The organism is Ancylobacter amanitiformis (genome assembly GCF_030814815.1).
Taxonomy (GTDB): Bacteria; Pseudomonadota; Alphaproteobacteria; order Rhizobiales; family Xanthobacteraceae; genus Ancylobacter; species Ancylobacter amanitiformis.
This window is the reverse complement of record NZ_JAUSVR010000003.1, coordinates 21,209-40,448: the sequence shown is the minus strand read 5'-3', so window position 1 is coordinate 40,448 and position 19,240 is coordinate 21,209. Positions and strand designations below refer to the sequence as shown.

The 19,240-nt window shown below is 69.2% G+C and carries 15 protein-coding genes; 3 read left to right on the top strand and 12 right to left on the bottom strand.

Annotation, left to right across the window (positions count from 1 at the left end):
• Positions 1 to 60 precede the first annotated feature (60 nt).
• On the bottom strand, positions 61 to 759 hold the full coding sequence (locus tag QOZ99_RS05635) for an ABC transporter substrate-binding protein (RefSeq protein WP_306889022.1): 699 nt from the start codon (positions 757 to 759) through the stop codon (positions 61 to 63).
• A gap of 310 nt (positions 760 to 1,069) precedes the next feature.
• On the opposite strand from QOZ99_RS05635, the gene QOZ99_RS05630 reads away from it, so the two are divergent.
• The 3 genes from QOZ99_RS05630 to QOZ99_RS05620 all read left to right on the top strand — a co-directional run bounded on the left by QOZ99_RS05630 (position 1,070) and on the right by QOZ99_RS05620 (position 3,975).
• Positions 1,070 to 1,699, top strand: a complete 630-nt coding sequence (locus tag QOZ99_RS05630) for a LysE family translocator (RefSeq protein WP_306889021.1) — start codon at positions 1,070 to 1,072, stop codon at positions 1,697 to 1,699.
• A gap of 83 nt (positions 1,700 to 1,782) precedes the next feature.
• Complete coding sequence (locus tag QOZ99_RS05625; protein ID WP_306889020.1) at positions 1,783 to 3,636, top strand: aminopeptidase P family protein; 1,854 nt, start codon at positions 1,783 to 1,785, stop codon at positions 3,634 to 3,636.
• Between the two features lie 186 nt (positions 3,637 to 3,822).
• On the top strand, positions 3,823 to 3,975 hold the full coding sequence (locus QOZ99_RS05620) for a DUF3309 domain-containing protein (RefSeq protein WP_183190627.1): 153 nt from the start codon (positions 3,823 to 3,825) through the stop codon (positions 3,973 to 3,975).
• Between the two features lie 264 nt (positions 3,976 to 4,239).
• On the opposite strand, the gene QOZ99_RS05615 is transcribed toward QOZ99_RS05620, so the two are convergent.
• From QOZ99_RS05615 to murC, 11 genes are all read right to left on the bottom strand, one after another.
• Complete coding sequence (locus QOZ99_RS05615) at positions 4,240 to 4,797, bottom strand: cysteine hydrolase family protein (protein WP_306889019.1); 558 nt, start codon at positions 4,795 to 4,797, stop codon at positions 4,240 to 4,242.
• A gap of 55 nt (positions 4,798 to 4,852) precedes the next feature.
• Positions 4,853 to 7,324, bottom strand: coding sequence for an NAD-dependent DNA ligase LigA (gene ligA / locus QOZ99_RS05610; protein ID WP_306889018.1), 2,472 nt, complete (start codon positions 7,322 to 7,324; stop codon positions 4,853 to 4,855).
• Between the two features lie 25 nt (positions 7,325 to 7,349).
• Positions 7,350 to 9,038 carry a DNA repair protein RecN gene (gene recN / locus QOZ99_RS05605; protein ID WP_306889017.1) on the bottom strand — a complete coding sequence of 563 codons (1,689 nt, stop codon included), beginning with the start codon at positions 9,036 to 9,038 and terminating at the stop codon, positions 7,350 to 7,352.
• Positions 9,039 to 9,423: 385 nt separating this feature from the next.
• The gene (locus tag QOZ99_RS05600; protein ID WP_370876809.1) at positions 9,424 to 10,242 is read right to left on the bottom strand and encodes an outer membrane protein assembly factor BamD; all 819 of its coding nucleotides are present in this window, start codon (positions 10,240 to 10,242) and stop codon (positions 9,424 to 9,426) included.
• Positions 10,243 to 10,490: 248 nt separating this feature from the next.
• Positions 10,491 to 11,429 carry a UDP-3-O-acyl-N-acetylglucosamine deacetylase gene (gene lpxC / locus QOZ99_RS05595; protein WP_306889016.1) on the bottom strand — a complete coding sequence of 313 codons (939 nt, stop codon included), beginning with the start codon at positions 11,427 to 11,429 and terminating at the stop codon, positions 10,491 to 10,493.
• 313 nt (positions 11,430 to 11,742) lie between these two features.
• Positions 11,743 to 13,476 carry a cell division protein FtsZ gene (gene ftsZ / locus QOZ99_RS05590; protein WP_306889015.1) on the bottom strand — a complete coding sequence of 578 codons (1,734 nt, stop codon included), beginning with the start codon at positions 13,474 to 13,476 and terminating at the stop codon, positions 11,743 to 11,745.
• 86 nt (positions 13,477 to 13,562) lie between these two features.
• The gene (gene ftsA / locus QOZ99_RS05585; RefSeq protein ID WP_246340171.1) at positions 13,563 to 14,888 is read right to left on the bottom strand and encodes a cell division protein FtsA; all 1,326 of its coding nucleotides are present in this window, start codon (positions 14,886 to 14,888) and stop codon (positions 13,563 to 13,565) included.
• The gene (locus QOZ99_RS05580; RefSeq protein WP_306889014.1) at positions 14,885 to 15,805 is read right to left on the bottom strand and encodes a cell division protein FtsQ/DivIB; all 921 of its coding nucleotides are present in this window, start codon (positions 15,803 to 15,805) and stop codon (positions 14,885 to 14,887) included. The genes ftsA and QOZ99_RS05580 overlap by 4 nt, the downstream gene beginning before the upstream one ends.
• 74 nt (positions 15,806 to 15,879) lie before the next feature.
• Complete coding sequence (locus tag QOZ99_RS05575) at positions 15,880 to 16,800, bottom strand: D-alanine--D-alanine ligase (protein WP_306889013.1); 921 nt, start codon at positions 16,798 to 16,800, stop codon at positions 15,880 to 15,882.
• A 45-nt stretch (positions 16,801 to 16,845) separates the two neighbouring features.
• Positions 16,846 to 17,766, bottom strand: a complete 921-nt coding sequence (gene murB / locus QOZ99_RS05570; RefSeq protein ID WP_306889012.1) for a UDP-N-acetylmuramate dehydrogenase — start codon at positions 17,764 to 17,766, stop codon at positions 16,846 to 16,848.
• A complete protein-coding gene (gene murC / locus QOZ99_RS05565; RefSeq protein WP_306889011.1) occupies positions 17,763 to 19,172 on the bottom strand; it encodes a UDP-N-acetylmuramate--L-alanine ligase in 1,410 nt (469 codons plus the stop codon). The genes murB and murC overlap by 4 nt, the downstream gene beginning before the upstream one ends.
• Between the last annotated feature and the right edge of the window lie 68 nt (positions 19,173 to 19,240).

Genomic DNA, 19,240 nt, shown 5'->3' with positions numbered 1-19,240 from the left:
ACGATCGCGTGCCTCCCGAAGCGGCGGCGCGCATCGGCAGACACGGGCTGGGCCAGCGCTTTACGGGCGCGGCAGTTCCGTCGTCACCGGCGAACCCGGCGGCGGGGCGCTGCCGAACCAGCGCTGGTGGATGGCCGCGAGCGTGCCATTGCGCTTCAGGGTCGCGAGCGCGGCATCGACGCGCGGCGTCAGGGCGGAGCCGTGCGCCAGCGCAACGGCATAGCGGTCATCGGTCGGCAGGCTCACCGCCACGGCAAGGTCGGGCCGGGTCAGCAGGCTGTAGAGCAGCGCCGGCAGGTCGCCGAAATAGGCATCCGCCCCGCCGGTCTGCAGCAGCGAAAGCCCCTCGTCGAGACCGCCGACCATCACCGCCGGCCCGAATCGGTAACGCGTGCGGTTGTCGAGCAGCCATTGCTCGTTGGTCGTGCCGGCGGCGGCCGTCACCGTCTTGCCGGCCAGATCGGCAAGGGAGCGGATGCGCGCTTTCTTGAGCACCACGACGGCCTGCGACGTCTCGTAATAAGGCTGGGTGAAATCGATCCGCCCGCGGCGCTCCGCCGTCACGGAAATCGAACAGACGACGATATCGACATCCCCGATCCCGAGCGCGGGCAGCAGTTCCTTGAACGGCATGACGGCGAAGTCGGGACGCCGGCCAAGCTCGGCCGCCAGCGCTCGAACCAGATCCACCTCGAACCCCACGAGATGGCCCTGCGCGTCGCGGAACACCCAGGGTCGGTTGTCGGCAAAGGTTCCCACGCGCAGCACCGGAGGCGCGCCCACGCTTTGGCGGCCAGCGGTCGCATTTCCCGGCGCTGGACCCGCCTGTGCCTGGGCACGGGCTGGCGCGAGGGCAAGGACGGCGACAAGGACTGCGGCAAGCACCGCCGCGTGAGCTGCCGAAAGGGCAACCCCTCCTGCCATGCGCGCCCACGCCGCCGCCAGCCGGCCGCGCCGTCTCTGCCATGCGCCGTTCAAGGCATTCCCCCACCTTGGCAGCGATTGACGCCGTGTCTGTTGGCGCCGATGCTGGTGCATATTCGTGATCACGTCCAGCCGGGTCCCATACATGTCCTACGGCCTTTATGTCATGACCGCCCTTGCCGGGGCGCTCTATGTTCTATCGCCCGGCCCCGCCTTTCTCGCGCTGTTCTCGCTGGCCGCCACCCAGGGCCGGCCGGCCGGAGCGCGCTTTGTCGGCGGGCACCTGATCGGCGACCTGTTCTGGACCGCGCTGGCCTTTGCCGCCATCATCGGCGTCAATCAGCTGGGCCCGACCTTGTTCGACCTGCTCGGCCTCGGCTGCGGGCTCTATCTGGTCTATCTCGGCATCAAGGCCCTGCGCTCGCGCGAGGGTGCGGCGGCGCCGGTGGGGGCCAGCCGTCCACTGATGACGGGCGTGCTGTTCGGCCTCACCAATCCCAAGGCCTATCCGGTTTCGGTCGCCATGTTCACGGCCCTCACCGCGAGCTATGCCTCCGGCCTGTCCTGGGACGCCGCACCCTGGCTGCTCGCCTCGGCGCTGGTCGGCTTCATCATCGCCGACATCTTCCTCGTCTGGGCGGCCGGCCTGGCGCCGGTGCGGCGGTTCTTCCTGCGCCACGGCCTCGTCATCACCCGCCTGGTCGGGCTGATGTTCGTCGCCTTCGGGGCCAAGTCGCTGGTCGACGCCGGCCGCGGCTTCGCCTCCCGCACCTGAGAGATCAGCTGTTGTGCGCGTGCCATTGCGGCACGCTATTGTACCTGTGCGCGCCATCGCGGGCGCGCTGCGCGAGTGCCGACATGTCCGAAACCACCATGTCCGAAACCACGTTCGAAGCGAAGTTCCAGTCCTTCGCCGATCCCGCTGCTCCCACCCTCGGCACGGAGCGGCTGGCCCGCCTGCGCGCCGAAATGGAGCGGCGCGGGCTGGACGGGTTCATCATTCCCCGCGCGGACGCGCACCAGAATGAATATGTGCCGCCCTGCGACGAGCGGCTCGCCTGGCTGACCGGCTTCACCGGCTCGGCCGGCGTCGCCCTCGTGCTGCGCGAGAAGGCCGCCATCGTGGTGGACGGACGTTACACGCTGCAGGCCGCCGATCAGGTCGACACGGCGTCGTTCAACGTCGTGCCGCTCGCGCGGACCACGCCGGAGCGCTGGCTGGAGCAAAACCTCCCGGCCGGCTCGCATTTCGGCTACGACCCCTGGCTCGTGACCGTCGACGGGCTGGAAAAGCTGCGCCGCGCCGTTGCCACGGTGGACGGGGCGCTGGTGGCGGTGGACGGCAATCCGGTCGATGCCATCTGGAGCGACCGCCCCCCGGTGCCGGTGGCGCCCGTCACGCTGCGCGATCCCGCGCTGGCCGGCGAAGGCGTGGACGAGAAGCTCGCCCGCGTCAGCGTCGCGCTGGCCGAGCAGAAGCTCGACGCGCTGGTGCTCTCCGATCCGCACGCCGTGGCCTGGACCTTCAACATACGCGGCGGCGATGTCCGCTTCACCCCGCTGCCGCTCTCCTGGGCGATCCTGCGCCGCGACGAGCGGCCGATGCTGTTCGTCGACGGGCGCAAGCTCTCCAATGCCACGCGCGACGCGCTGGCCCGCCATGCCGAGATTCTCGAACCGGTGCTGCTGGAGCGGGCGGTCGAGCGTCTCGCCACGGGCGGCACGGCAATCCGCCTCGATCAGGCGACGGCGCCCGCGCTGCTGGCCGCGCGGATCGAGGCCGCCGGCGGACGTGTCTCCAGCGGGCAGAGCCCGGTGGCGCTGATGCAGGCCGCCAAGAATGCGGCGGAACTCGCCGGCATGCGCGCCGCGCATCTGCGCGACGGCGCCGTGCTCGCCCGCTTCCTCGCCTGGTTCGACGCCGAGGCGCCCAAGGGCCAGCTCACCGAGATCGATGCCGTCTGCGCGCTGGAGACCTTCCGCCGCGACACCGGCGCGATGAAGGACGTTGCCTTCCCCACCATCGCCGGCGCCGGGCCGAATGCCGCCCTGCCGCATTACCGCGTGAGCACGGCAACCAACCGGCGCATCGGGCTCGACGAACTGTTCCTCATCGATTCCGGCGCGCAGTATGTCGACGGCACCACCGATGTGACGCGCACCATTGCCGTCGGCACGCCGAGCGCGGAAATGCGCGATCGGTTCACCCGGGTGCTGAAGGGCCACATGGCCATTGCCCGCGCCATCTTCCCGGCCGGCACCTCGGGCGCGCAGCTCGATCCCTTCGCGCGGCAGTTCCTGTGGCAGGCGGGGCTCGATTTCGATCACGGCACCGGCCATGGCGTCGGCGCCTATCTCTCGGTCCATGAGGGGCCCGCGCGCATCTCCAAGGTCGGCACCGTGCCGCTGGTGCGCGGCATGGTGCTCTCCAACGAACCCGGCTTCTACAAGACCGGCTCGTTCGGCGTCCGGCTGGAAAATCTGGAGGTCGTCGTCGAGGGCCCCGAGCCCGACGGCGCGGAGAAGCCGCTGCTGGCCTTCGAGACGCTCACCTTCGCCCCGTTCGACCGCCGTGCCATCGAACCCGCCTTGCTGACGGGCGACGAGCGCGACTGGCTGGACGCCTACCATGCCGACGTCTTCGCCAAGATCGCCCCGCGCGTGGACGAGGCGACCCGCGCCTGGCTGGCCGCCGCCACCGCCCCGCTCTGAGGCCCGCGCGCGCCCTCGCGGCGCCCTCCTTCGCCCGGAGCGGACCGTTCCCGTGCGGGACGGTTGCCGGCTGGACCGCCGGCGACGCCCGCCCGCAGGGCGCGAGGCGATGGTTCCATGGAACCTTTTCCGCGCGCGCCGCGTTACTGCCTCGATCAGGCTCGATGAGCAGTTGGAGACGCGGTCATGATGACAATTCTACTTATCATTCTCATTCTGATACTTGTTGGCGCGCTGCCGAACTGGGGCTACAGCCGCAGCTGGGGCTATGGCCCGAGCGGTATCGTCACCATTCTTCTGGTCGTGCTGATCGTCATGATGCTGACGGGGCGCATCTGACCGCGACCACCCGCTTGCCCTCCCGCTTGCCCCTCCCGGCATCGACGCGGTGTTGCTTCTGGCGCGGGCGCCTCTCTCCGGCGATCCGCGCGCAACCCGATGATCGTCCGGTTTCGCGATTCGCCGGAGTGACGAAGAAAGGCCCTTTCGCGGACATGGATCGCGACAGGGCCTTTCGCTTTTCTCAGCCACGCCGGAGCGCTGCGACGCCCGCCTCGGGTCATGCCGGCGGCATGATGGCCTTTTCCGGCGAATCGCCGCGCGTCAGGCGGACCAGTCCGACGCCACCTGCGTGGCCGGGACGATGTCGGCTCCGGCAAAGGCCAGCGCCGCCAGCATCGTGGTTTGCACCTGTGCCGCCGGAACAGCCGCGCCGGCGAAGGACAGGTCGCGCGTCGCCGTCGCGTCCTGCACCACGGTCGCGCCATAGCCGAGATCGAGCGCGGCACGGGTCGCCGCATCGACGCACATGTGGCTCATCGCCCCGACAATCACCAGGTCGCTCACGCCCTCGCGCTTCAGCACGTCATCCAGATCGGTGTTGAGGAAGGAATTGACCTTCTGCTTCACGATGACCGTCTCGCCCTCGCGGGGCGCGACCCGCGGATGGATCCGCGCGCCCTCCGTCCCATTGCCGAAGAAGCCGGCATCCGCCTCCGGCGCCTCGTGGCGCACATGCACGACGGCAAGTCCCTTGTCGCGGGCGATGGCGAGAAGACGCGCCGCCTGAGCCGCCGCCGCCTCGATGCCGGCGAGCGGAAACTTGCCCTCCGGGAAATAGTCGTTCTGGATGTCGATGAGGAGAAGAGCGATCTTGGCCACGGTCAGCTCCGGGATATGGGGGGATCGCATCGATGGATGGGCATGGCGGGCACCTTCAGGCCTCTCCCGCCAGCGCCAGCCACTCGTCTTCGGTCAGCACCGCCACGCCGAGGTCGCGCGCCTTGGCCAGCTTGGAGCCGGCATCGGCGCCGGCCACGACGTAGTCGGTCTTCTTCGAGACCGAGCCGGCGACCTTGGCGCCGAGGCGTTCAGCCATTGCCTTGGCCCCGTCACGGGTCATTTTCTCCAGCGCGCCGGTGAACACAACCGTCTTGCCGGCCACCGCCCCGCCCGAAGCGACGGCCGGCTGGTCGGCCGGCGCCACCGTCACCTCGGCGAGAAGTTCGTCGAGCAGCGTGCGATTATGCGCCTCGACATAGAATTCGCACAGCGAGGTCGCCGCCACCTCGCCGACATCGGGCACCTCGGCAAGGGCGACAAACGCCGCGCCCGGCATCTGCCGGCGGGCGGTGTCGAGCGCGGCCAGCGCCTCGCCTTCCCAGCCATAGGCCGCGCGCACCGCCACGCGCTGGCGTGCATCGAGCTTGGCGCGGGCGAACAGGTCGCGCAGGGCAACCTCCGGCTCCGCTGCCGGATCGATCTCGTCCGTGGCGCGCGCGAGCGCCTCCGCCCTTACCTGGCCGACCGACGGCACGGCGAGCAGCCGCGTCCACGCCTCGCCCGGCCGCCCCGGCAGGGCCGCTTCCAGCGCCGCGCGCACCGCCTCGATCGTGCGATAGGTGCGGGCGAGCGCCTTGGCCGTGACCTCGCCGACATGGCGGATGCCGAGCGCATAGATGAAGCGGGCCAGCGCCACCTCACGCCGCAGGTCGATGGAGGCGAACAGCTTGTCGACGCCGAGGAACTGGCGCTCCTCTTCCGTCAGCACCTTCTTGCGCGCCTGCCCGGTCTCCAGTTCGCGCTGGCGGGCACGCTCCTCGCGCTGGGCGAGGAAGGCCTTGCGCACCTCCTCGCCGCGCCGGTGCAGGCGGAAGATGTCGGCCGGCGTGCGCAGCAGCCCGGCCTCGAACAGCGTCTGCACGTTCTCGTCGCCCAGCCCCTCGATGTCGAAGGCGTCGCGCGCGACGAAATGACGGATGCGCTCCACCGCCTGCGCCGGGCAGATGAGGCCGCCGGTGCAGCGGCGCACCGATTCCCCCTCCTCGCGCACCGCATGCGAGCCGCAGGCGGGGCAGAGGGTGGGGAAGACATAGGGCACGGCATCGGGCGGGCGGCGCTCCAGCACCACGTCCACCACCTGCGGGATGACGTCGCCGGCGCGCTGGATCGTCACCCAGTCGCCCTCGCGAATATCGATCGGCTTGTCGTCGAGGATTCCGCGGACCGGCGCGCCATCGCCGCCGACGCCGCGAATGTAATCCTCATTGTGCAGTGACGCATTGGAGACCACCACGCCACCCACGGTGATCGGGGTAAGCTTGGCGACCGGGGTCAGCGCGCCGGTGCGCCCGACCTGGATCTCGATGCGCTCCAGCCGGGTAATGGCCCGCTCGGCCGGGAACTTGTGCGCGATGGCCCAGCGCGGCGAGCGGGCGATGAAGCCGAGTTCGCCCTGCAAGGCGAGGCTGTTCACCTTGTAGACCACGCCGTCAATATCGTAGCCGAGCCCGGCGCGGCCATCGCCGATGCGGTGGTAATGCGTCAGCATCTGCGCGGGGGACCAGCACAGCACGGTGAGCGGGTTGGTCGGCAAGCCCCAGCGCGCGAAGGCCTCGATCACGCCGAACTGCGTATCCGCCGGCAGTCCCGCGCCCTCCCTGCCCCCCTCGCTCACCGCGCCCCAGGCATAGGCGAAGAAGCGCAGCGGCCGGCTCGCGGTGATGCGGGAATCGAGCTGGCGCAGGCTGCCGGCAGCCGCGTTGCGCGGATTGGCGAAGAGCGGCCGGCCGGCCTCGCGCTGGCGTTCATTGAGCGCGGCGAAATCGGCATGTCCCATATAGACTTCGCCGCGCACCTCGAAGATGTCGGGCACATCCTCGCCACTTAGCCGGCTCGGTATTTCGGAAATCGTGCGCACATTGGCGGTCACGTCCTCGCCCTCGAAGCCGTCGCCGCGCGTCGCCGCCTGCACCAGCTGCCCGCGCTCATAGCGCAGCGAGCAGGACAGGCCGTCAATCTTCGGCTCGGCGGTGAAGACGAGTTCCGCCGACGCGTCGAGCCCGAGGAAGCGGCGCACGCGGGCGACGAACTCCTCCACCTCCTCGTCGGCGAAGGCGTTGCCGAGCGAGAGCATCGGCACCGCATGAGCGACCTTGGCGAATTTCGCCGCGGGCGCGGCGCCGACCGTCTCCGACAGGCTGTCGCTTCCCCGCAATTCGGGAAACGCGGCCTCGATCGCCTCGTAGCGTCGGCGCAGCGCGTCATATTCGCCATCCGAGAGCGTCGGCGCGTCGTCCTGGTAATAGCGCCGGTCCGCGGCCGCGATCGCCTCGCCAAGACGGGCATGCTCGCGTGAAGCCTCCTCGGCGGTCAGCTTGTTGACGTCGATCGCGGCGTCGGGGGTCATGATGCGCGGCCCTGGTTGCGCGGAACTAGGGGGTGGACTTGACGGATTCGGCGCCCTTCAGCAACCGGTCGGCGGCGGCGCGCGCCTCGGCGGTGATCTCCGCGCCGGACAGCATGCGGGCGATCTCCTCGCGGCGGTGCGCGGCGGCGAGCGGGGCGACGCGCGTCGCCACCCGGTCATGCTCGGCCACCATCTCCTTGGCGATGCGGAAATGATTGCCCGCCCGCGCCGCCACCTGCGGCGCGTGCGTCACCGCCACCACCTGCACCCGCCCGCCGAGCCGGGCGAGGCGCGCGCCGATGGCATCCGCCACCGCGCCGCCGACGCCGGTGTCAATCTCATCGAATACCAGGGTCGGCGCCGAGCCCTTGTCGGCCAGCACCACTTTGAGCGCCAGCAGGAAGCGCGCGAGTTCGCCCCCGGACGCCACCTTCATCATCGGGCCGGCGCGCGTGCCGGGATTGGTGCGCACCCAGAACTCGATGCGGTCGAAGCCATCCGCCTGCGTCTCCGCCTCGTCGGACTGCACATCGGTGATGAAACGGGCGCGCTCCAGCTTCAGCGGCGGCAGTTCCTCATTCACCGCGGCATCGAGCGCCGCCGCCGCCGCGTGGCGCCGCTCGGAAAGGTCGCGGGCCGCACGGCGATAGGCTGCCTCGGCCTCCAGCGCCCGCGTCTCCAGCGCCCGCAGCGTTTCCGCGCCATGGTCGAGCGCCTCGAGCTTGCCGGCGAAACGCGCCGCGATGGCCGGCAGGTTGTCGACCGTGCAGGCATATTTGCGGCCGGCGGCGCGCAGGCCGAACAGCCGCTCCTCGATGCGCTCCAATTCGCGCGGGTCGAAATCCGCCGCGCGCAGGGCCTCGTCGAGATAACCCCGCGCCAGTTCCAGCGCGTTCAGCGCGGCGTCGATCGCCTCCACCGCCGGACGCACCAGCGCCTCCACCTCGCCGGCCCGGCGCTCCAGCCGGCGAACGGCGGCGGCAAGGCCGGGAACCGGTGAGTGATTGCCGCCCACGGCATCCTGCGCGTCCGCGAGATCGGTGGCGATCTTCTCGAAGCGCATCATCTCGGTGCGGCGGGTCGCCAGCCGCTCCTCCTCGCCCGGCTCGGCGCCGAGCTTGGTCAATTCGTCCACGGCGTGGCGGATGAAGTCGGCTTCCTTTGCCGCCTCATCGAGCCGCGCCTTTTCCGCGAGCGCCTCGGAGCGCGTCGCGCGCCAGCGGCGCCACAGCGCGCCGACCTCCTCGGCAAGCCCCGCCAGCCCGCCATAGGCGTCCAGCAGCGCCCGATGCGAGGCGGGATCGACCAGCGCGCGGTCATCATGCTGCCCGTGGATCTCGACGAGGCGCCGGCCCAGCGTGCGCAGCATCTGCGCGCTCACCGACTGATCGTTGACGAAGGCGCGGGTGCGCCCATCCGCATGCTGCACGCGGCGCAGCACCAGCGCGCCATCATCATCAATGCCGGCCTCGGCCAGCAGGGCGCGCACGCCATGATCCGGCGGCAGGTCGAATTCGGCCGTCACCTGCCCCTGCGCCATGCCCTGACGCACCAGCGAACCATCACCGCGCCCGCCGAGCGCGAGGGTGAAGGCATCGAGCAGGATCGACTTGCCGGCACCGGTCTCGCCGGTCAGCACGGTGAGGCCGGGCAGGAAGGAAAGATCGAGCCGCTCGATGAGGACGATATCCCTGATCGACAGGGCGGCCAGCATGCGTGACGCTCCAGAACGTATCCGCGCAGGACGCGAGACAGGCGAGAGACAAGACGGGTGCGAAGGGTGATCCGGCCAGCGCGAATCACATGGCGATTCCGCTCGGGCGGTCCCCTTTGCCTTCTACAGCCCCCTCAGTGATATCCGGTTCACCGAACGGACTCCAGTAACGTGGTTTCACGCATTTTCTTCACGCGAGCCGGTTCCGCCACGCTCGAAAAGGCTCCAGACGACCAGCGATGGCCATTCGCGCCTCCGCCGGATACGGCAAGCCGCGAGCGACACGCCCCGTGGAGACGACAACATTCTAGCAGGCCGGGAAGCGATGCGCACCAATGTTCTTATTCTGTTCGCCTGAATCGGTGAGCCGCCGGGAACCCGCCTTTCAGCCGAGTCCCAGGCCCTTGAACGCCTTGGCGATCCACGACTGCTCGTTGAGCTTGGGGCTCACGCCGCGCGATTCGACCAGCTTGAACGCGTCCTTGTACCAGGAACTGTCAGGGAAATTGTAGCCGAGCACGGCGGCCGAGGTCTGCGCCTCGCTCATGATGCCCAGCGCCATATAGGCCTCGGTGAGCCGATAGAGCGCCTCTTCCACATGCCGCGTCGTCTGGTAGCGGGTCACCACCACCTTGAAGCGGTTGATGGCGCCGGCATAATTGCGCTGCTCGAGATAATAGCGCCCGATCATCATTTCCTTGCCGGCCAGCTGGTCCCGGGCGACCTCGAGCTTCCGCTTGGCGCTGACGGCATATTCCGTGTCGGGGTATTTGCGCACCACCTCTTCCAGCGAATCCATGGCGCGCTGCGTGCGCTGCTGGTCGCGCGAGATGTCGGGGATCTGGTCGAAATAGGAGGAGGCGATCAGATATTGCGCATAGGCGGCGTCCGCCGAGCCGGGATGCAGGGTGAGGTAGCGGCGGGCGGCCCCGATGCTCTCTTCGTAACGCCCCTGATTGTAATTGATATAGGCGATCATGAGCATCGACTTGCGCGCCCAGTCGGAATAAGGGTGCTGCCGGTCGACATCCTCGAAGCGCGTGATCGCCTCGGCATAATCTTCCTTCTGCATGAGGGTCAGCCCCTCATTGTAGCGCTGCTCCGCCGGAACGTCCGGGTAGATCTTCTCTTCCTTGTCGGTGTCGAAGAGATTGGCGCAGCCGCCCAGCGAGGCGCCGAGCATCACCAGCAGGGCCAGCCGCAGGGGAAGGGAGGTCGATGCCGTTGCGCGCGATCGACGAAGCGGAGCCTCGACGAGCTGGCCGGAACGGACTTGATTGAGAAGACGCGTCACGTACTCGATCCCGATCTGGTCGCTCACCGGCCCAAGGCCACCCCTGCTGCGCTAAAGCGGCTTTCCGACCGGATTATGGCGAGGGGACGGTTGAGGGACGATCTGCGCTGTGAAAACAGGCCCGGCGTGCCCGCGCCGCCCAAAGGGACGGCTCGTGTTCAGAATTCCGGCGCGTAGGCCGGAACCGCCACCGTGACGATGCCGGCATTGCTGCGCACGCTGCGGCGTGCCGGCACCTTGGCTTCGACGAACTCGAAGGCCGAACGATCGGAAAGCAGGGCATCGACCACGGCGAAGTTGAGCTTGTGGCCGCCCTTGTAGGAACGGTAACGCGCCATCATCGGCAGACCGCCGATCGCGAGATCGCCCACTGCGTCCAGCGCCTTGTGACGCACGAATTCGTCGGCGAAGCGAAGGCCGGTCGTGTTCACGATGCCATCGTCGCCAAGGCAGATCGTGTTGTCGAGCGAGGCGCCAAGCGCATAGCCTGCCTGCCAGAGGCGCTCCACATCGGCCACGAAGCCGAAGGTGCGGGCCGGGGCCAGTTCCTTGCGGAAGACATCGGGCGACAGCGTCGCGGCATAGCGCTGACGGCCGATCGCGGCATGGGCGAAATCAATCTCGACCTCAAGCCGGAAGCCGGCATCGTAAGGCGACAACTCGCCGAAACCGTGCTCGGTCTCGACACGCACGGTCTTGAGCACGCGCAGGTAACGGCGGGGCGCGGCCGTCTCGACAATGCCCGCCTCGTCGACCGCCGCCACAAAAAGGTCGGCACTTCCGTCGAGAATCGGCACCTCAGGCCCGTCGATCTCGACATGGGCATTGTCGATGCCAAGGCCGGCGAAGCAGGCCAGAAGGTGCTCGACGGTGGAAACCGCCGGGCCGGCATCGTCGCGCAGCACGGTGGCAAGGTCGCTGCCGCGCACGGCGCGGCGGCTGACACGAACGGACTGGGCGGAGTCGGAGCGATGGAAGACGATGCCGCTGTCAGCCTGGGCGGGAGCAATGCTCAACCGCGCCTGCTTGCCGGAATGGACGCCGACGCCCTGAAGCGTCACCACGTCGCCGATGGTCGTCTGCCTTACAGCATTCATCCCAGACCCAGCGAGCGGACCAAGATACGCCATCCGCTCTCCCCATTCCCGAAACCAAGACACATGGCCGCCCGTTACTGGTAGCAGGGACGAATCTCTGCCGACGGCCTTTCGTTGCCTGGCAACATATCGACGCGCGGGGTCGGAACCAAATCACGCGTGATTACCATCTGTTACCGTGGCATCGCAGTCACAGCAGATCAGATATTCCTTTATTTTCAATGAACTACGCCCGGGTCACATGACCCGGGCGCTGCACTGCATCATCGGTTCTGTAACAGAGGCGGCACGCCGCCTCCGCCCCTTGTCCCGCTCAGCCCTGACGGCGCAGGAAGGCGGGAATATCGAGGTGGTCATCCTCGGACGGGCGGGCCGCGGCGGGGCGCCCATGGGGGTCCATCGGACGCGCCGCCGGGCGCTTGGCGAACTCCGACGCCTCGGCGCGACGCTCGGCGAGCGGGCGCGCTTCCGGCTGGGCGGAGCGACGCACCACGGGGCGCGCCTCCGCCGGCGGATCGACCGCATCGTCCTCGTCCTGGTGCCGGCCGAGGCCGACATTGGCGAGGCGCTGCAGCAGCGTCATGCGCTTCTTTTCGGCGTGATGGTGCTCGGTCGGCTCGCCGCGCGCGGCGCGGATCTGGTTCTGCGCCGGCATGGGAAGCTCCTCCACGCGCGGCATGCGCGGGGCGGCCCGCTCGGCCTGCGGCGGGATGAACGGCTCGTGCGTGTCGTCCTCGTAGTGCGATTCGTGCACCGGCGCGGGCTCCGGCTCGGCATAGTGCGCCTGCTTCGGCGGCATCGCGCGGATGGTCACGTCGTCAATGGCGGCCGGGGCCTGCTGGCGGGCATAGGCCTGCTCGCTGGCATAGCTGTGCTCGGCCGGCGCCTGGGCGGCGTAGCTCTGGTCATAGGCGGCCTGCTCGGCGCTGTAGCTCGGCGCATCGTCGGTGAGCGCGGAGGCGACCGAACGCAGCGCGGCGTCGCGGCGCGCTTCCACGGCGGCGCGGCCGGCATTGGAGACGCGGCGCCCGCCAATGTCGGCGAGACCCGACAGGCTGTGCGGGATCTGCTCGGGAACCACCGCCGGATCGATGCCGGTGGCCACCACGGAGACGCGGATGATGCCTTCCAGCGTGTCGTCGAACGTGGCGCCGAGGATGATGTTGGCGTCCGGATCGACTTCCTCGCGGATGCGGGTCGCCGCCTCGTCCACCTCGAACAGGGTCAGGTCCTTGCCGCCGGTGATCGAGATCAGCAGGCCGCGGGCGCCGCGCATCGACACTTCGTCGAGCAGCGGGTTGGCGATCGCCGCCTCGGCCGCGTGCAGCGCGCGCTTGTCGCCGGACGCCTCGCCGGTGCCCATCATCGCCTTGCCCATCTCGCGCATCACGGCGCGGACGTCGGCGAAGTCAAGGTTGATAAGACCTTCCTTCACCATCAGGTCGGTGATGCAGGCCACGCCGGAATAGAGCACCTGGTCCGCCATGGCGAAGGCGTCGGCGAAGGTGGTGCGCTCGTTCGCCACCCGGAACAGGTTCTGGTTCGGGATGATGATGAGCGTGTCGACGCTCTTCTGCAGCTCGTTGATGCCCATCTCGCCGATGCGCATGCGACGCTGGCCCTCGAAATGGAAGGGCTTGGTCACGACGCCGACGGTGAGGATGCCGAGCTCGCGCGCGGCGCGGGCGATGACCGGAGCGGCGCCGGTGCCGGTGCCGCCGCCCATGCCGGCGGTGATGAACGCCATGTGCGCGCCGGCGAGGTGATCGCGAATCTCGTCGAGCGCCTCTTCGGCGGCCGCGCGGCCGACTTCCGGCTGCGAGCCCGCGCCCAGACCCTCGGTCACGGCCACGCCCATCTGCACGATGCGCTCGGCCTTGGAGAGGGTCAGCGCCTGCGCATCCGTGTTGGCGACGACGAAGTCGACGCCCGTCAGGCCAGCGGTGATCATGTTGTTGACGGCATTGCCGCCCGCCCCACCGACGCCGAAGACGGTGATCCGGGGACGCAGTTCACGGATATCAGGTACCTGGAGGTTAATCGTCATGGCTGGTGTCCCCAAACGCCGGAGGGCTCGAATCGCGGTGATTCTCAAAGATGCCGGTTCTACCGGCGTTAATTTGTTCGGTCACGTCAGAAGGCCTCCCTCAGCCAATGTCCGACGCGCGTGAAGTATCCGCCGGCTCCCGCGTGGGAGATGCGGCGGCGGCGTGCCTCGAAATGTTCCAGGCCCGCGACCTGCGGATAGACCAGCAGTCCCGTGGCGACGGCGAACGGCGCGCCGCGCGCCGCCTCCGGCAGCCTTGAAATGCCGAGGGGACGACCGATGCGCACCTGCCCCCCCAGAACCTGGCCGACCAGCTCGGAATGGCCGGTCAGCTGCGCTGCCCCGCCGGTCAGCACGATGCGCCGCGAGGCCCCGCCGGTATGGCCCGAGGCAACGAGACGGTCGCGTACCAGCTCGACGATCTCCTCCACCCGGGGGCGGATGATCTTGAGCAGGTGCGATTTCGGAATGGCGCGCGGCAGATCGTGATGGTCATCGGCGATCGGCGGCACGGTCAGCATCTCGCGCTCGTCGGCGCCCACCGACATCACCCGCCCGTGCAGGCTCTTCAGCCGCTCGGCATCGGCAAGGCGGGTCGACAGGCCGCGGGCGACATCGTTGGTCACGTGCTGGCCGCCGATCGCGATGCTGTCGACATGCACGCAATGGCCATGCACCACCACGGCGACGGTCGTCGTGCCGGCGCCGAAATCGATCAGCGTCACGCCAAGCTCGGCCTCGTCATCGGCCAGCGTCGCCAGCGCGGCGGCATAGGGCGCCGCCACCATGGCCTCGACGCCGAGATGGCAGCGCTCGATGCACAGCAGCAGGTTGCGCACCGCGGCCGCCTCGGCGGTGACGACGTGCAGGTCGACGCCGAGCCGGCGCCCCAGCATGCCGCGCGGCTCGCCGATGCCCGCCGCTCCGTCCAGCGCATAGCCGACCGGCAGGGCGTGGAGAATGGTGCGCCCCTCGGCGACGGCGAAGGTCGAGGCGGCATCGAGCACGCGGCGGATGTCGCCCTCCGCCACCGCCGGCTCGGGCAGGTCGACCTCGGCCACGAAATGCTCCGAGCCGAGCCGGCCGCCCGCCATGGAAACCACGACCGAGGCGATCTGCGCGCCGGCCATGCGCTCGGCGGCATCCACCGCCCGGCGAATGGCATGCTCGGCGCGATCCATGTCGATCACCGTGCCGCCCTTGATGCCGTGGGCGCTGGTATGGCCGATGCCGAGCACGTCCACCGAATGGGTGCGGCGGCGCAGGCTGTTCGACGCGTCGCGCGGCTTGAGCCGGGCGATCATGCAGACGATCTTGGAGGTGCCCACCTCCAGCACGCCCACCACGCCGCTGCGGCGCGGGGCAAGGGGGCGCATCTTCGGCGCGACCTCGAAGGGAATGCGGGCGCTCATGTGTTGCCCTCCTTCTTGGCGGACTTGGCCTTGGCCTTCAGCTCGATCTGGCGCGCCTCGTAGGCGGCATCCGACAGGCGCACCGACACCCGGTCGGGCAGGCGCAGGTCGATGATGGTGATGTCGCGCGTCAGCAGCTGCTTGTCGCGGTCGAGCACGGCGAGTTCCTGCAGCGCGTCGCCGATGTCGCGCTCGGGAAGCCGAACGTCGATGCCGTTGCGCATCTTCAGCGTCCAGCGCCGGTCGGCGACGCGAATCGCGGCGCGAACCTGGTCGCGCACGCCCGGCACCAGGCTGAGCGCTTCGACGATGTCGCCGACATGCTTCTGCGCGCCTTCGCCGACGACGATGGGCAGGCGGATGTAGCGCGGATCGTCGGAATACGGGGCGATGATGGTCCCATCGCGGGCGATGACGTTGATTTTTCCGTCCTTCTGCCAGAGCGCGTAGCCCTCGCGTTCGACAATCTGGATGTCGAGGCGATCGGGGTAGAGCTTCTGCACCGTGGCGCGCTTGATCCACGCCAGCTGCTCAAGCCGCTCGCGCGCCGCTTCGGCGTCGAGGAAGACCAGGGTGGAGTTGGGCTTCACGCCGGCGGTCGCGAGGATCTCGCCGGGGGTGACGTGATTCTGGCCGGAGAGATTCACATTGGCGATCCGGAACCCGGCGAAATTGGCGACCGAATCAGCGGCGTCGCGCACCGTCTCGATGGCGACCGGCATGTGCCCGCCGCGCTCCAGCCCATAGACGCCGGTGGCGGCGAAGAAGGCCGCGACCAGCCAGGTGCCGGCGCCACAGGTGATGACCCGCGAGGCGGAGATTCCGACGAAGAAGCGGCGCGCGCCGATCACGGCGCGGTCGAGGACGCGGAAGCGTCCCTCATGGCGGGTCGAGGCCGGGGCCGGGCGCGCATTCATGCGCTCCGGTTGACCGCGATCCGTCTTTGCCGTTGCCACGCCAGCGCGCGTGCCCCGAGGCGTCTGCCTCTGGGTCAGCGGTCGAGCGAAGCGTCCTCCACCATCCATCGTACAAGCTCACCGAACGAATGGCCCGCATGGGCAGCCAGTTCGGGCACAAGCGACGTCTCGGTCATTCCGGGCTGCGTGTTGACCTCCAGACAGAACAGGCCGGATTCGTCCCCGGTCCGATCGTCATAGCGGAAGTCCGACCTGCTGATGCCCCGACAGCCGAGCGCGTCATGCGCCCTGACTGCTAACATCCGTACCTTTTGGTAAATTTTCGGTAAAACTCTGGCCGGAAGAATGTGAACAGATCCGCCCGGGGCGTATTTTGCCTCGTAATCATAGAACCTTACGGCGGATTGAATTTCGATGACGTCGAGCGCTTTCCCGCCCATCACGGCGCAGGTGAGTTCCAATCCGGGGATGTAGCGCTCGGCGAGAAGCAAATCACCGTGCGACCAGTCGGGCCGGTGCAGCTCCTGCGGCGGGTGCTCCTGGTCCTCGCGCACGATGAACACGCCGACCGAGGAGCCTTCCGACACCGGCTTGAGCACATAGGGCCGCGGCAGGACATGCGCGCGCGCCGCCTCCGCCCGCGTCACCACGCGCCCCTCGGGCACGGGGATGCCGTGCGCGGCCAGGATGATCTTGGCCTGCGCCTTGTCCATGGCCAGCGCCGAGGCCAGCACGCCCGAATGGGTGTAGGGGATACGCAGAATCTCCAGAATGCCCTGGACGGTGCCGTCCTCGCCCGGCCGGCCATGCAGCGCGTTGAGCGCCACGTCGGGGGCCAGCGCCTCCAGCACCGCCGCGATATCGGGGCCCACATCGATGCGGCTCACCCGATAGCCGACGCTCTCGGCCGCCCGCGCGCAGGCCTCGCCCGAGCGCAGCGACACCTCGCGCTCGGCCGACCAGCCGCCCATCAGGACGGCGACGTGCTTCGACATGCTCTTCTCCCCGCGCCCACCGGCTGTCTCGGCCGGGCGCCCTGCTCAGGCAGGGACGCCGATTCGCTTGATCTCCCACTCCAGCTCGACGCCGGACTGGGCCTTCACCCGGCGGCGCACCTCCTCGCCCAGCCCCTCGATATCGGCCGCGCGCGCCCCGCCGGTATTGATGAGGAAGTTGCAGTGCATGTCCGAGACCTGAGCCGCGCCGAGCCGCAGCCCCCGGCAGCCGGCGGCATCGACCAGCTGCCACGCCTTGTGGCCGGGCGGGTTCTTGAAGGTCGAGCCCCCGGTGCGTTCGCGAATCGGCTGGGAGGCCTCGCGCGCCCGCGTGATCGCCTCCATCTCGGCGAGGATGGCGGCGGGATCCCCCGGCCGGCCCTGATAGAGCGCGCTGGTGAAGACGAAATCCGCCGGCGCGCCGGAATGGCGGTAGGAGAAGCCGAAATCGGCATTGGCGAGGACGTGGATCCGGCCCGCGCGGTCGACCGCGCGCGCTTCCACCAGGGCGTCGCGCGTCTCCCCGCCATGGGCGCCGGCATTCATGCGCAGCGCGCCGCCAATGCCGCCGGGAATGCCGCGATAGAAGGCCAGCCCGGCAATGCCGGCATCGGCCGCGGCACGGGCGAGCTTCACGTCCGGCACGGCCGCGCCGACGCGCAGGCGATGATCGCCCTCCACCGTGATCTCGCCGAAGCCGCGCCCGAGCCGGATGACCACGCCCGGCACACCGCCATCGCGCACGATGAGGTTCGAGCCCAGCCCGATCACCGTCACCGGAATCTCCGGCGGCAGCGCGCCCAGAAAGGCCGCGAGGTCCGCTTCATCGGCCGGGGTGAACAGCAGCTGCGCCGGCCCGCCCGCGCGGAACCAGATGAGGTCGGCCAGCGGGGCATTGGCGATCAGCCGCCCGCGCAAATCCGGCAGGCGGGCAGCGAGGTCCGGCACGAGGTCGGGGAAGCTCACGCAGCCGCCCCCGCCGCCAGTTGCTCGGGCAGGGCATAGGCCCATTGGGTGATGTTGCCGGCGCCCAGGCACACGACATAGTCGCCCGGCTTCATCAGCCCCTTCACGATGCCGGCCAGCGCGTCCGGGCCGGGTAGCGGCTGCACCGAGCGGTGACCGCGCGCGCGCAGCGCCTCCACCAGATGATCGCGATCGATGCCGGGGATCGCCGCCTCGCCGGCGGCATAGACGTCCGCCACGATGACATGGTCGGCATCGTTGAAACAGGTGGCGAACTGGTCGAACAGCGATTGCAGCCGCGTGTAGCGGTGCGGCTGCACGATGGCGATCACCTGTCCCTCCGTGGAAGCGCGGGCCGCCCGCAGCACGGCGGCGATTTCCACGGGGTGGTGGCCGTAATCGTCGAAGATGGTGACGCCATTCACCTCGCCCGTGCGGGTGAAGCGCCGCTTGACGCCGCCGAAGCCGGCCAGCGCGGCGCGGATCTGCTCGTCGCTGGCACCCAGTTCATGCGCCACGGCGATGGCGGCGGTGGCGTTCAGCGCGTTGTGCTTGCCCGGCATGGGCAGCACGAGGTCGCGCAGTTCGTGCACCTGCGAGCCGTCGCGCTGGCGCAGCAGCACGGAGAAGCGCGAGCGCCCCCCGCGCAGGTCGAGATCGACGAGGCGGGCATCGGCCTGCGGGTTCTCGCCATAGGTGATGACCCGGCGGTCCTCCACATGGCCGACGAGATCGTGCACGACCGGATGGTCGGTGCACATCACCGCGAAGCCGTAGAAGGGCAGGTTGTCGATGAAGCTGCGGAAGGCCGCCTGCACCGCCTCGAAGGTCTTGAAGTGGTCGAGATGCTCGGGGTCGATATTGGTGACGATGGCCACCTCGGCCGGCAGCTTCAGGAAGGTGCCGTCGCTCTCATCGGCCTCCACCACCATCCAGTCGCCGGCGCCCAGGCGCGCATTGGTGCCATAGGCGTTGATGATGCCGCCATTGATCACCGTCGGGTCGAAGCCGCCGGCGTCCAGCAGCGTGGCGACCATCGAGGTGGTGGTGGTCTTGCCATGGGTGCCGGCAATGGCGACGCAGCTTTTGAGCCGCATCAGTTCGGCCAGCATCTCCGCGCGCCGCACCACCGGCAGGCGCCGGGCGCGGGCCGCCACCAGCTCGGGATTGTCGCGCCGGATGGCGGAGGAGACGACCAGCACCTCGGCGCCGTCGATATTCTCCCCCGCATGGCCGATGAGCACCTTGATGCCCTTCTCCGCGAGACGCTTCACATTGGCGCTCTCGGCGACATCGGAGCCCTGCACCGTGTAGCCGAGATTATGCAGCACCTCGGCAATGCCGCTCATGCCGATGCCGCCGATGCCGACGAAATGGATGGGGCCGAGTGAGAGCGGGAGTTTCATCTGTTCTTCCTTCGGCCTGCGCGCGAGCCGGGCGCAGGCGCAACGTCCGGACGCGCAGGAATAGTCGA